Source organism: Proteus sp. G4380 (genome assembly GCF_963885725.1).
GTDB classification, from domain to species: Bacteria; Pseudomonadota; Gammaproteobacteria; order Enterobacterales; family Enterobacteriaceae; genus Proteus; species Proteus mirabilis.
In genome coordinates this window covers 1-13,194 of the sequence record NZ_CAWPAV010000161.1, presented here as the reverse complement: position 1 = coordinate 13,194, position 13,194 = coordinate 1, and the positions used below count along the sequence as shown (strand labels likewise).

Genomic DNA, 13,194 nt, shown 5'->3' with positions numbered 1-13,194 from the left:
TTAAAGCCACCAGAGAGGTAATAGGTGGCTTTCTATCTATATGACAATTATTACTCAGGCTTTGATGGCCATTCTAAATTTTCATCTTCAACATTGACTTTAGTTAGTTGATAACGATACTTTTTCCACCTTTCTAGTTTATCAATATCTTCTTTATTTATATATCCACCTTCCTTTGCATCTTTAAAAGGCTCTATTATTTCATTTGATTCTAATAATAATATTTTTCTTTTTTCTCTTAAATTAACTACTTCATCATCTCTAGTTGGTAATTTTGGAGGATATATTTTTCCATATTTGCCTGATAGGCAAAGTCTATAAATATTTCGCCCCAACTCTTCACTATCATTAATTGATGCTGTGTAGGGTAAATACTCATCAAAACATTGAAATTTCACCTCGCAATCAACTGATTTTTTCTTATCTATATTATATATTTCTGTTATATTTTTAATATTCTCTATAAACAACATATTATTCCCCCTTAAGCTACTCTAATAAATAATGAGCAAAATAATCTATCATACGAAGGTCCTAATAATTTCCAAGTTCCAACGCCAATTCTATTTTTTATTCCTAACTCACTGGTTGACACTCTATGACTATCAGTGTCAACATAAAGCGTAGCCAACTCTAACTCAGAACCCGAATAATTATCTCTAAAATCGTTACGTCTATTATGACACTTAGCAAAAACATATTTACCTATACCTAATACATCATTACTACTTGCTATTAAATATCTAGCATCAGCTTGAGCTTGAGTTAAAGCTCCTATATCTTCTGCTGTTAATTTAATATCTGTATTTAGTTGCTTTCCATTAATTTTTCGACTTGTAGGTACATAATTTCCTTTAAGTTGATATTTATTATCAGATTCAGTTTTAGTATAGGATGCATCAACTATTGCATAATTCCCCTTAGGCTGATATTTACCATCTGACTCTGATTTAGAATAACTATAACCTGATGCTAAATAATTGCCTTTAGGTTGATATTTATTATCAGATTCCGTTTTCGTATAGGATGCACCCACTAATGCATAATTGCCTTTGGGTTGATAATTCCCTTTTGGCTGAAAAGCATCAGTAGCGGCTTTTTGGCTAATAACATGAGCCGTTGAGGTTCCGGTCGCTTGAGCAATATTACCTTTATCAAATTTTTTATTAAGCTCATTTTTTAAATTGGTATTGGTGGCATAATCTCCTGAAGCTTGATAATTGCCTTTAGGTTGATATTTCCCATCAGACTCCGCTTTGGTATAGCTATCGCCTTTATTCGCATAATTTCCCGCAGGAGCATAATTGCCTTTGGGTTGATATTTAGTATCAGATTCCGCTTTTGCATAACTATAACCTTCCGCTTGATATTTACCCACCGGCTGAAAACGCTTATCAGCCTCGGCTTTGTTATAAGCACCCACTTCATTCGCGGTGATATCAGCTTTTAACTCAGCCCATGCATTACCGGCAATAGGCTCAATATTATTATTCTCAATTTTAGACTGCCATACCTTATTGTTATGATAAACCACACTACGAATGGCATAGGGCTTGCCCGCTTCTGACCATTTAGCAAAACCTTGTAATTGCATTTCACCAATAGACTCGGTGATATCGTGAAATAGGCTGTTCATTTTTTCACGTTCAATATCTTTTGCCGCCGGATCAGTGACTTGGTCACGCTCATAATCATAACCGTAACCTTGAGTATAAGATACTGAGCCATCTGTTTGGATCTCTACAGGCACAACTGTTTTATCCCCTTGCGTGGCAAAGGGGATTTTAAATATTTTAGTCATAGGATTTATTCTCCGAAATTACTCTTTAAGAAATTTTTACGATATGAACCATAACCAAATGCTTTTTTAGTTATGATGCGATATTTGACGCCTACGCCAGAAGGACGTGGCATTAAATCGAAGTTTTCTAATAATAAACGTAAGCGTTCATCTGGATTAAAATTAAAAACGTAATACATATACGTCATATCAAAGGGATCGAGTACAAATACTTTACTTTCACCCCGCCAGAAAAAACGTTTTAAAAATTGATTAATATTGGTGACCGTCGGACTTTGGGTGAGATTGAAATAACGCATTCTTATCAACATTCTTTTTTGATCTAACGTCAGTGATAAGGTGTAATCGGTATTGCGTCGAAAATTTGCGTTAAAATTAGCTTTCTTTTTACCAAAGCCAAAACCTATTTTTGTTTTCTCACTTGGGGAAATATCAATGCCTAAAGGCACATCTAAAATACGCGCCCAGACTGCTAACCCAAAGTCGTTGGCGGTATCAATATTAAATATATCGCGATACCAATTTTGCCAAAATAACACGGTGGATTGGTGAAAATAGTCTGCCTTAAAATGAGCCAGTGATTTTAATTTATCGGCATTTTCATATTGCCAAAGTATCGCTTGTAAAAGATCGGAATGATAATCAAACTGTTGAATATTCATACCATCACCACTTGTATCGCCCCTTTAGGTAAGCGGGCAATTTGATTAATGGCAATGGGAATTAATGCTACATGCCAATTTTTTCCATCTGTTGATAACTCAACTTTTGTGACAAATAAATGTGGCTCCACAGCATTGACGGCAGCGGAAATCTCAAAAGGAGAGACATCTCGCCCTACCACCAGCCCATTATCCCCCTCTATCTCTCCATGACTCCATTTTTCTAGTGCATCAGGAATAATGGTTTGTGCATCAAAAGAGGATTTTTTAACGGTAACTTTGCAAAAAATCGTCACTTCTTTTGGTCGTGAAAATTTAATCGGATATGCTTGACCACTTGCTGGCTCTAAGAGATTTATTTCAATATCACCATTAAACGCCGCACCTATTGTTTTCGTTCTTAATAAAACATTGGCAATTTCATGGCTGTCTCCCCCTTCAACACAGACATAAATGCTATGTGGCAATAAGGAAATACCATCGATAGTTAATGTTTTATCAGTGAAATTTTCTCGAAAAGAGAGAGAGTTAACCCCGGCTAATTCATAGAGGGACGATGTAATAGCTTGGGCAACACTGATGGTATTTTTAGCGAGAGTCTGTTTACGCCGACGCCTGGCTTTAATATCAGATTCTGCATAACGGCCAATAATAGCGTACGTGGTATTATTGACTTTTTCCCAGCCTAATACCGAACTTGCCACTTTATTTAATTGCCCAATACCACAAGTGATAGGCCCGTACTCTTTAGCGCGCATATCCCCAGTTATTTTTCCAGTGTCTGCGATAATAAGAGAGGTTAATGTTTCAAATACTGCGCCATTTATCGTTAGAGCTTGTGAACCTTTAGGGATAATGGTGCCGGGCACTCCCATAAATTCCACATTACTTAAATAGGAGTGTGTGGCATTAATACGCTCTCCTCCCATTAACGCCCATATTGCATCAAGAAAAATCCCCCCAGCAATATCGGGATTAATTTGATTAGCAAGTTCGGCATTATTACGCACAATGGCATCGCGATTTTCAATTTCCATTGTTGCCAAAACCCCTTGGGGCGTTTCTGGCGATAAATTGATTGATTGCCCAAAGACAGTGCGAAATTCGTCTTCTACCTCCTTTCGTAGCGCTGCCGTATCAGGAACAATAACGCCTTTATTATTAATATATCGATAATCAGCCATGTAATGTAAATCCTCCATATATCGTGCGTATATCCGCCTGATATTTCAGTACGCCATTATCTAAAAAGGCATTAAAATGGCTGATAGCTACAACTTCCTCGATTTCAGCCAGACGTTGTCGAAAAGCCATTTCAAATAAAGGAATATCAACTTGACGGCTAAATGTTGCTGACCAATAAGGAATACCTTTATCTTTTTTATGCAACATCTCACCACGAACCGCTTTAATAAAATGCTGACAAAGGTTTTTTACTGCTTCATCGTTATCACAAATTTGCAGATCACCTTTAGCATCAATGACCAGATCATTATGCTGGTTTATAGCAAATGTCCTCATATTGGACTCCCTGTGTTATCTTTGCCTGCTTGTACGCCACTATGGCGATGGGTTGAACCGATATCTTTCCCGTTGTGACGCATCACGCCCCCTTGAGAATCACTATTTCCATTTACCGCATAATTACCATTTACTGTGACATTGCCGGTAAATATCGTTTCTGGGGCATTGATTTCATACTTGGGGGTTTCTAGTACAACTTTATCGTTATGAAGAGAAAAGCAGACAGAACCATCCATTGACTGAATAACCAAAGCATCAATATTTTTTCCGTCGATCACCCAACCTTTTAAGGTGTCAGGAAAAAACATCGCATCACTAAAGGTATGTAATCGGGTGGTATTAGGTCTATCCTCTAGACCACCGCGTTGAAAAATAAGGCTAATATCACGATCATTAGCTTTTAACCAACCAAAATCTCCCGCTTTAATCGGTGCTCTAATAAAAAAACCTCCGCCACCAAAGCGAAATACGGGAATATTTGCAACAGGTGCTCGTGAAATAGTTTGATTATCCGTGGTTAACATCATCACCAGTGGTTTGATCACGGCTCGATTGCTTTTTTCATCATAATCAATGACTGTTGCGGGCAACATATCATCCGTATTCATCATCAAATGGCGAAATGCGGACGAGAAAGCCCCTGCCAGTGAACCAACACTCGCAATATCGTTATTGGGTTTACTCATAATTAAGCTCGTTTACAAATTGCGGTATAGTTGAAATCAGCCTCATGTGAGGCAACACTAAACGCCAATTGCTCAATGATGTAATCACCATTTAATGAAGGGTTTAATTTACTCTCAAGGCGAAGCATTCCACCAAGCTCAGAGGTGCTATCAATTAAGTAACTTACGGTTAACCCACTTTCTGTCGCTTTGGGAATGCCAATCATGCCTGAATTCATATTTAAAATACGCAAACGGCTTTTTAGTGCTTTGTCGTCATCTTTTACAAATAACGTATCATCATCAATAAAGGCTTTAACGTCCCCAGCTTCCTGTAAACGTTCTATTTGATGCAATGCTGAGCCACAATAATACCAATTAGCAATATTCTTATCGGTAGCTTGAAAATCTAGTTTCACCCCACAATCATCAGCAATAGCCAAGGCTATTTCACTCAGCCTGCGCATTGTGCCGCCACTGGAAGAAATAATTTTTCCCGCGCTTTGATGACTGGTTTTTGCCGATAAAGTTAACGTCACATCAGGAGGTGAATCTATTTCAGCACTGACAATATCGCCAATAAATAAAGAGAGTAATCCGGTATTAACTCGGCCGACCTCCAAATAGAGTCGTCGCGTTTGCTTATTGTTATTATAGGGACTGGTTTCTGTCAGCAGATAATCTCTTGTTTGTGCATTTAGCCCTGAGATAGTGACATTACATTCATTTTGTAATGGATTGGCATACTTTGTTCCACTGGCTGAAATACGTAATCCTTCATACCATTGAAGCCGTTCTCCGACTTCAATTCCGAGCCTTATTCGTCGAAGATCCATCTTCCTCACTCCAATACACTAATGATTGCGTCTTGGTAAATTCCTCATACCAAGGTAATGCATCATGCTCTGTTAAAAACATTAAATTAATTCCCTGATTTAAATAGCGATAAGGAATTATCGGTGTATTAGCAACAAGGCGCATTCCTGTAATAAGTATTTCACCTTCTCGCTCGATATCACAAAACATGGTTTGATTAGCCACTTTAAGCGTTAATTGCCAATTCACACCGGCTATTGCTACAGAAAATCGTTGATTAGGAATGGCTTGTAATGGTATTTCTTGCATTTTTTCTACCTCCTAGCCCTGTTTTTTTCCTATTGGCATGGATTTTTTACTTTTCACATTTCCTCGATTAATCGTTGAGGATTGCTTAGGTTTTTTAGTCGATTTAGCTGATTTTTTATTGTATTCAAGCTCAATGCTTTTCCATTCAATAAACTTCAGTTTTAACTCAATAGCGTCTACTTTTGACGGATCTTCATCATGGCTAAGACTTTCTAATAGCATTGGTTGATAGGTACTAACACGTGTTTGAATACCCACTAACGTATTTTCGTCATATAACTGTTTTATAGTGGCATAAGCATTGGCAATATCGCCCGTTAACAATAAGCTGATACTGATACTGATGGGGTTGATCACCACATGGTCACTGCGGCTTTCCCCATTTTCTACCGTAAATGTAATCGCTTGGTGGCTATCGTCTATGGTGACTTGAGTTGGGTTAACACTATCAAACAATGTGGTAAAAGAGGCTAAATCAAAAATTCTAACTTCCGTTATCATAATTACACCCTCCAGCCACTAGAGTGATTCTGCGATATATTTTTAGCTTCTTGCTCTGTATAAGATTTCTTGATTTCTTTAACCACCTCCGCACCATTTGTGGCTTGAGTTTCAATTTTGATTTCACCAATTTGCACATTACTTTCGTTTTTAATGCTTGATTGATTACTGATCATTTGACTGGTCATCGGGTTTAAACTGTTATTTGACGATATTGCTAATCCGTTATTTAACGATTTAACCTCCTGCATAGGACTATAATATCGTGTCGCTGTTTGAGATTGTGGCAAGATATAGTCAAGCTCCCCCTCATTTGTTAATCGCCGCTCTACCTTTTGCACCACACGAATTTCTTTTTCTTCGTCGTCCATACCGAAAAAGCTTTTGGCTGATTGCCATATATCTTGTATTAGGTTGATTTTTTCATCGACAAAATCCAATATCTTTTCAACACAGCCCCACATCCATTCAAATAGGCTCACCACTGAATCAGAAACAAAAATAAAGATATCAATAATGGATTGCCCCCAAGCAATAAGATTATTAATCCCTATTTCTAGAGTCTGTATAAATTGGTTAAATGAGTTAGATATTAGATCCCATGCAGCAATAACAAAATCAGCAACAACAGTGACAGCCTCTTTTAAATATTCAAAGAATGATTGCCATGCCTGCCATATCGTCATGATCACACTTTTTAATACTGGGTATTTTTCTAATATACGGCCGATCATGGAATCGTTACCGTTAATAAAATTCATAATATCGTCATAGACGAGTTTAAAGGCGACACCTAATAAACCAATCACCGTTGCAATAGCAATAATAGGTAATGCCATGGCAAGTGTCGATGCGGCAGCAGAGATCATGACGGGTAAATAATAAATAGCAACAGCGGCGCCGATGGCGGAGAAAAAGCTAATCACAATATCTTTATTTTTCACACAAAAATCGACTAATTTATCAAACCATTCCATACCTTTTGCCAGCGTAGGAATAATCATATCTAAAAAGTTATTTTTGAATTGTGCCGCTAATTGACTAAATTTATGTATTGTGGCATTGAGTTGGATCGCACTTTCAATACTGTCGTCGTTGATACCTGAGAATTGTTTTTGTACCCCCATCGTACGCTCTAGCTCTTGACGCCCTTTCATCATTAATTCGATGGTTTTATCATCAACAACACCTAATTTTTCCAGCTCTTTTTGGGCATCATCAAAACTCATATTTTTAACGTTATCAGCGACCTGTAAAAGCTGCTCTATGGGATCTTGCGTATCATCAAACGCAGTTGCCATAGCGGCTAAATCCGCTTGAGCAGCTTCTTTCGTGCCACCAATTGCAGCCATCGCCCCTGAAAAAGCGTCAATATCAATCGCCGCAATACCCATTTTTTTACTGAGTTTATCTAATGATTCGATTTCTTGAGAACGTTCAAGTGACGCAGAAAATACCTTTTGTAACGTCCCCATAATATCCGTTGCACCTATGGCGTTTAGGATAAAATCTTTCATTTTATCGACGGTTTGCTGATAACTTTTCCCGGTTTCATCAACACTACTGCTTAATCGACGTTGAGCTTGAGCTTCTTCTATTGCCGCTTTAATACCTTGGGTTTGCATGGTGCTGATAAATTGATCGTAATCGGCACCTAGATTTTTAATCACCTCATCAATAACTAATTTATTTTCTTTATTTTTCTTTTCTGCCTCAGTTAATAAAGTTAATTCATTATTTAATGAAGCAAGCTGATCTTCCATTGCCTGATATTCAGCATTTAAATTCGCAAGATGACTTGCATCACTATCCACATCATTGCTAAGCAAATTTCTCGTGTAATTTAATACTGACATCGCATCTTTTAGAGCGTCAATGCTTGACGTAATTGAAAGGATCTTCTCTTGTGTTTCACCACTATTTATTTCAATATTTATGGGCTCATCAAGCGATAAACTCGTCAGCCCCGTTAAGATATTTTGTAAAAAAGTATCAAATTCTTGAGTACTACTAAGTGCCGTTTTAACGATTTTTTGTATTGAATTTTCAACAGTTTCAGAGGCTTGAATAATTTCTTGGTTGTCCACCGAAAGGTTTATTTCAGGCTCCAGTGATAATTCGTTAAAACTGGTGGCTATTTCTTGAACAAAGGCAAAAAAGCGATTAATACCTGCTGATGCGCCCTGCTCTATTTTCTTCATTTCCTCAAGAATTTCGTTGGTCGATTTCCTGATATTATTTAATGCGTTATCAGATACCTCCGCGTCTAACGTCAGTACCTGACTAAATACGGGTAATAGCGACATTATCTCTCCTTGGACGCCGCTAGCGCCTCGTTATAACGATTGGTAATCGCAATTTCCCACAGATCAAAAGCTTCCTCTAAATCTATGGTTGTTTTGAGTTCTGTGAAAGAGGCGAAGCCGGCTGAGATGATGACGGCAAAGAAGCCATCAGCGTTTTTATAATCGACGGGAGAGAACCGCTGAGCTTGCCTAATAGGTATTGAAGGAAATTTTGGCTCCCGCCGTTGCCGAAAAAACTGGTGTTGTACTTTAACATTTCTAATTCAAGACGAATTAACGCTTCCCCATCAGGGACGTGATTATCAATTAATGTACTGGTTTTTAAATAAATTTCTTGGCCTTCTTTTTCTACAGCAACATACGCCATCATCTTTAACATGGCCTCTTTACTGACTTCATAATCACCGATTTTAGGGGCATTTGATAATGGGTATTTAGCCAAGATCTCTCGTCCAATTGTGGCGGGTAACCGGCTAATAATAAAGGTATGCTGTTGACGATCACTATCAATCACCGTGATCTCTTTTGGTTTAATCAACATATAAAAACTCCATAAAAAAAGGCGACCGAAGTCGCCATGATAAAAAGTAAGATTAATAATTAACGCGCTCTAACACGGTCAAAATCTTGGAAAATAAAAGTGTACTGTTTAGATTTAAGGCGTCCTACCCCTGCGACTGAATTACCTCGGCAACCGCCAGTAATACGTCCATTACGTGCCGTGGTAATAGAGCCATCTCCATAAGAAGCGACTAAAGTAATCACATCACTGGCAGGACGTCGTCCCCGTCTTGCAGTATTAGCATCAAACAAAATAGCTAGATTTTCGTCTTCTTCACTTCCCGCTAACACATTAATGGTGACCGTTTGAGGTGTTGGTGAAGACCAACTGACCAAATTACCATTAATATCTACCGCTGTTTGTGTAATATTAACTGTCGGTAAATCTAAAGGATCACCTTCATCAGAAAAGGTGGTGATCGGAATACCCGCTGGAAATGTTTTACTTGCTTGAATAATAAGGCTTAAGCCTGTTGCTGAAATATCGTTCATTGTTTGTTCCTTAAACTAAATTATGTGAGCCTTCAACTTTACGAACCCAATCGCCTTTACCGTAAATCAATACATATTTCATGGTGTATTCCGGTAAATTCCCTGGCCCTGTTTGTTCAACGATTTCAGCGTTGTACCAATAACCTTTGTTTTGTACATCGTGCCACGCTAAATCATCACCTGCCGCATCTGTAATTGCGATTTTTTGTACTTCTGTTAATGCCTTACCCGTTTGAATAGTGCCATTGTTTAATGCCTTTGTTACTGCACCAGCAATGATCATCATCGCTCTTGCTTCACCATCTTTATTCGCAGGAATACCGCGCGTTGACAGTAGTAAACTAAGCCACTGCTGTGCAATATACGCTTTTAGCCATTGCTCATTGGCATGTACGCTCATATCTACTGGATTAGCACCATTACCACATAAAAAGCCACGTTGATAGAAGCTGATCTCAGAGCCAGATACCGCCGTTTCACCATAATAGTTCACGCGCAATTTATCTAAGCGATCGGCCGCCATATCTGTGGTAACTTGCGATGGGAATGTAATACCAAATTGTCGATACATGTAATTGGTGGTGGCATTAGTACGCTCAAAATCTGTTGCTGCCATAATTGCCATAGGCAACGCTTGCACAAAAAAGTTTTCCTCGGTTTTTAAATTCAACCCTGTCGATGCTGTATTCATTAATGCCTTGCTGTACATTTCAGCTTGTTGATCTGGCACCGATAAATAAAGTTGGTATTTGACATTTTCACCTGCTACGTATTCAGCCAGTTCAACACTTTGCTCAATAGATAGTTCGGTTAAAAATGTTACACTACCAAATGAGTCAGAAATAGCTTCTGCAGCCATAAAGGCTTCAAGGGCAGTCTGTGATGCATTACCCTCAGAAGTTTGTCCCTGACTTAACCCTAAGGCATCAGCAAGAGGTGAGTTGTTGACGCTAATCTGCGCTTTTTCTTGCACACCGCCGCTGATTAAGAAAGCACTATCCATAGCATTAAAAGTCACATAACAACTGGCAAATTGTGACTCACTTTCAGCATTGAGTTTTGCTTGAATTAAAGATGCAATATCACTATAGGACGTCACGTCTTGAAGAGAGAGCTTGCTGATTTTTTTGGTCACATCGCCAATCACCAGCGTTAACTCACCCTCTTCAATCAGCTTTAATTTATCCAGTGTGGCAACCGGCCCACCAAAGAGTGTTGGCGCTCGTCCCATTGGCTCATAAGAGGCAATCTGTAGCTCTTTAGGCTTGCTGACGGGAGCCGGACTCACATAACTAAAATATTGGCGGGCAAATTGCGCTTCTGGAGAATCAGCTCCCAAAAACGCATCAACTTGACCAGAAGTAAATTCGAGTACTTTCCCTGCTGGAATTTTAGGGTTTGTTGAAAAAATACGTGCGGTCAGTTTACGCATTGGTGCAGTAGAGGCACCAATCACCGCACTCGCAATATCAACATAGCGTGTTTGTTTAATAGACATATTTATCCTTAAATACGAGATAGATTAGATATAAGTAAATGTGTAGCTGCAGTGTTTAGAGATAACGAGCTGGGAAAAGTGACATTAAAATCAAATGAAGGATTATGTTCATAGCTATTTCCTTCATTAATTATTGGCGCACGCCTAATTTCTGTCGCACGTTGTATTCCTATTCCTTTTTTTCTCATTGATTCAATAAAAGGCAGCGAATGAATGATCATTCGCGTTGTTCTAATTAAATCACCTGCAGTAAAATCAGATTGTTTTTTAGTAAAGCTCTGAACTTGATAAGTTAACTCAACAAGTTGTTGTTCAATGTGATTGGCATTATTACCTTGAACATCATAACTTCTTTTCTGCCAACCTTGGCTCACCTCCTTAATAGGAAAAAACATAATAATATTATTATCCGTGATTTCTTCCGGTTGATATCCTGTAATAACTTCAGCATTGATATCTGTTTTTATTAATTGTTTTATTAATTGCTCTCGAATAGCTTTATTAATATCATTATCATTCATTTCATCTCCTTTATTTTACACTCCTTTTTAATCACTTTAATTAATACACTCTTGGCGAATATAATCTTGTAGACCTAAGATGATGGACTCTGACTGAGCAATTCTTTCTCTGAGTATCCAATAATTTCGGATAGCGGCGTCAGTAGGTCTGGCGCGGGTTGCATCATCCACGCGGGAGGTGGAATTGGCGTCGTTTGTTGCACAACTGGCTCTGATGTACACCCGCTCAGGATCACGCTCAGCATAACTACGCAACCGGTCAATTTCGCTCTTGGCACTGGCTAACTCCTGTAAACGTTGAGTATCCATTTGATATAATTGCTTTATTCTTAATTGATAGTTTTTGTTTTCTACAATCTGTTGCGTCAGTGTTTCATTAATTTTCACATATTTTTGTTTTAATATTTTATTTCTATCAATAACCCAAAAAAGTCCAGCAATTAAACATAACATAATGATTATTATGATTTTTGTAAGATTGTTCATAATAACAACCAAGCATCTTCAAATACTTTTTTTGCATAGGGTTGATAACCCAGTTCAATATTAATAATGGCTATAGATAAAGATATACAAACATTTTTTATTTGGGTATCAATAGGTTTATTACTTTCAATCCCTATTTCTTTTGATACGCGCTCAATATAACCTAATGTATTATTCTCATTAGGTGGTGCATAGCGATAAATAATAGATTTAATTGTATTTAAACCATATTTATTTTGATAGGTTTGAATTAATTTATAAATTGCTCTGATGCCATATTCTGGTGAAATAAATTGACAAAAATCTTTATCTGTTTGCGTGCTTGCCAATCCTTGCCATTTTGCACCATGGCGTATATTACCTGGGTTATTATTACGTTCACCCCGCGCTATTTTAGCCATTTTTAACTCCTATTTTTCCTTATAAGAAGTTTGCTTACAGGTTCAATGCCTACATAACCAATAAAGACACTGGCTAAGTAAGCAAATTGATGATTAATACTAAATAAAAGGAGAATATCTTTGATAAACCAAGCAAACATTGCACACATCAGTCCATCTAAAAAAGTTTTTTTCCATCCTCCTGCGTTATATAAACTTCGAAGAATAGCCATTCCCCCAGCGAGTAAGGCTGATATACCTTGCTCTTTCATTGAATAAAGAACAATGCATATTTGTTCCCATAGATCTGGATTTTCTTTCATTATTTCTTATGGCTTACCTCCAATCAGAGGAAATGTCATTAATAATATATTCATTCTTCATATCTAATTTTAATCACAAGGCTAATATGAATATATTGACGATTTTATTTATCTAATAGATGTAGATAAAAGCGTAGTATAAAAAATGCCATAACATAAACCTATTGGCAGTGAGATCGATTAACTCGCCAAGCTTATATAATGGTCAGTGTGATAGTGATAAATATTGAAAACAAAAAAGCCCCACTTCAAAAGTGAGGCTTCTTAGATTTTGCTGAGAGCTTGTTAGATACAAATCTCTCACTGTGGAGTTATAGTATGCTTATTTTTCCTTTAAGTCAACAATATT

17 protein-coding genes are annotated in these 13,194 nt (G+C 37.6%); all 17 read right to left on the bottom strand.

The annotated features are described in order from the left end of the window. Positions 1-50 precede the first annotated feature (50 nt). Entirely contained in the window at positions 51-473 is a 423-nt protein-coding gene (locus AACU98_RS14625) for a tail fiber assembly protein (RefSeq protein WP_104459763.1), read from the bottom strand. 11 nt (positions 474-484) lie between these two features. Further along, positions 485-1,801: a hypothetical protein gene (locus AACU98_RS14620; protein ID WP_237612226.1), complete on the bottom strand. Its 1,317-nt coding sequence runs from the start codon at positions 1,799-1,801 to the stop codon at positions 485-487. Positions 1,802-1,806: 5 nt separating this feature from the next. Continuing rightward, positions 1,807-2,463, bottom strand: a complete 657-nt coding sequence (locus tag AACU98_RS14615; RefSeq protein ID WP_004243615.1) for a DUF2612 domain-containing protein — start codon at positions 2,461-2,463, stop codon at positions 1,807-1,809. Beyond that, a complete protein-coding gene (locus tag AACU98_RS14610) occupies positions 2,460-3,647 on the bottom strand; it encodes a baseplate J/gp47 family protein (RefSeq protein WP_161735004.1) in 1,188 nt (395 codons plus the stop codon). Before AACU98_RS14610 ends, AACU98_RS14615 begins: the two co-directional genes overlap by 4 nt. After that, positions 3,640-3,984, bottom strand: coding sequence for a hypothetical protein (locus AACU98_RS14605; RefSeq protein ID WP_004243617.1), 345 nt, complete (start codon positions 3,982-3,984; stop codon positions 3,640-3,642). Before AACU98_RS14605 ends, AACU98_RS14610 begins: the two co-directional genes overlap by 8 nt. Next, positions 3,981-4,673, bottom strand: a complete 693-nt coding sequence (locus AACU98_RS14600; protein ID WP_012368086.1) for a Gp138 family membrane-puncturing spike protein — start codon at positions 4,671-4,673, stop codon at positions 3,981-3,983. The genes AACU98_RS14605 and AACU98_RS14600 overlap by 4 nt, the downstream gene beginning before the upstream one ends. 2 nt (positions 4,674-4,675) lie before the next feature. Next, positions 4,676-5,488: a baseplate hub protein gene (locus AACU98_RS14595; RefSeq protein ID WP_004243622.1), complete on the bottom strand. Its 813-nt coding sequence runs from the start codon at positions 5,486-5,488 to the stop codon at positions 4,676-4,678. Continuing rightward, complete coding sequence (locus AACU98_RS14590) at positions 5,457-5,777, bottom strand: phage baseplate plug family protein (protein ID WP_004243623.1); 321 nt, start codon at positions 5,775-5,777, stop codon at positions 5,457-5,459. The genes AACU98_RS14595 and AACU98_RS14590 overlap by 32 nt, the downstream gene beginning before the upstream one ends. A gap of 12 nt (positions 5,778-5,789) precedes the next feature. Beyond that, positions 5,790-6,278, bottom strand: coding sequence for a phage baseplate protein (locus AACU98_RS14585; RefSeq protein ID WP_161735001.1), 489 nt, complete (start codon positions 6,276-6,278; stop codon positions 5,790-5,792). A 2-nt stretch (positions 6,279-6,280) separates the two neighbouring features. Continuing rightward, entirely contained in the window at positions 6,281-8,584 is a 2,304-nt protein-coding gene (locus AACU98_RS14580; RefSeq protein WP_049201140.1) for a hypothetical protein, read from the bottom strand. 82 nt (positions 8,585-8,666) lie between these two features. Next, positions 8,667-9,125: a hypothetical protein gene (locus AACU98_RS14575; protein WP_004243627.1), complete on the bottom strand. Its 459-nt coding sequence runs from the start codon at positions 9,123-9,125 to the stop codon at positions 8,667-8,669. A gap of 59 nt (positions 9,126-9,184) precedes the next feature. Continuing rightward, on the bottom strand, positions 9,185-9,637 hold the full coding sequence (locus AACU98_RS14570) for a phage tail fiber protein (protein WP_004243628.1): 453 nt from the start codon (positions 9,635-9,637) through the stop codon (positions 9,185-9,187). Positions 9,638-9,647: 10 nt separating this feature from the next. Next, entirely contained in the window at positions 9,648-11,135 is a 1,488-nt protein-coding gene (locus AACU98_RS14565) for a DUF3383 domain-containing protein (protein WP_161734998.1), read from the bottom strand. Positions 11,136-11,143: 8 nt separating this feature from the next. Continuing rightward, positions 11,144-11,656 carry a phage gateway protein gene (locus tag AACU98_RS14560; protein WP_004243633.1) on the bottom strand — a complete coding sequence of 171 codons (513 nt, stop codon included), beginning with the start codon at positions 11,654-11,656 and terminating at the stop codon, positions 11,144-11,146. Positions 11,657-11,692: 36 nt separating this feature from the next. Then, positions 11,693-12,142, bottom strand: a complete 450-nt coding sequence (locus tag AACU98_RS14555) for a lysis system i-spanin subunit Rz (RefSeq protein ID WP_004243634.1) — start codon at positions 12,140-12,142, stop codon at positions 11,693-11,695. Continuing rightward, the gene (locus AACU98_RS14550; RefSeq protein ID WP_004243635.1) at positions 12,139-12,543 is read right to left on the bottom strand and encodes a hypothetical protein; all 405 of its coding nucleotides are present in this window, start codon (positions 12,541-12,543) and stop codon (positions 12,139-12,141) included. The genes AACU98_RS14555 and AACU98_RS14550 overlap by 4 nt, the downstream gene beginning before the upstream one ends. Before the next feature lie 2 nt (positions 12,544-12,545). Continuing rightward, positions 12,546-12,845, bottom strand: a complete 300-nt coding sequence (locus tag AACU98_RS14545) for a phage holin, lambda family (protein WP_004248367.1) — start codon at positions 12,843-12,845, stop codon at positions 12,546-12,548. Positions 12,846-13,194 lie beyond the last annotated feature (349 nt).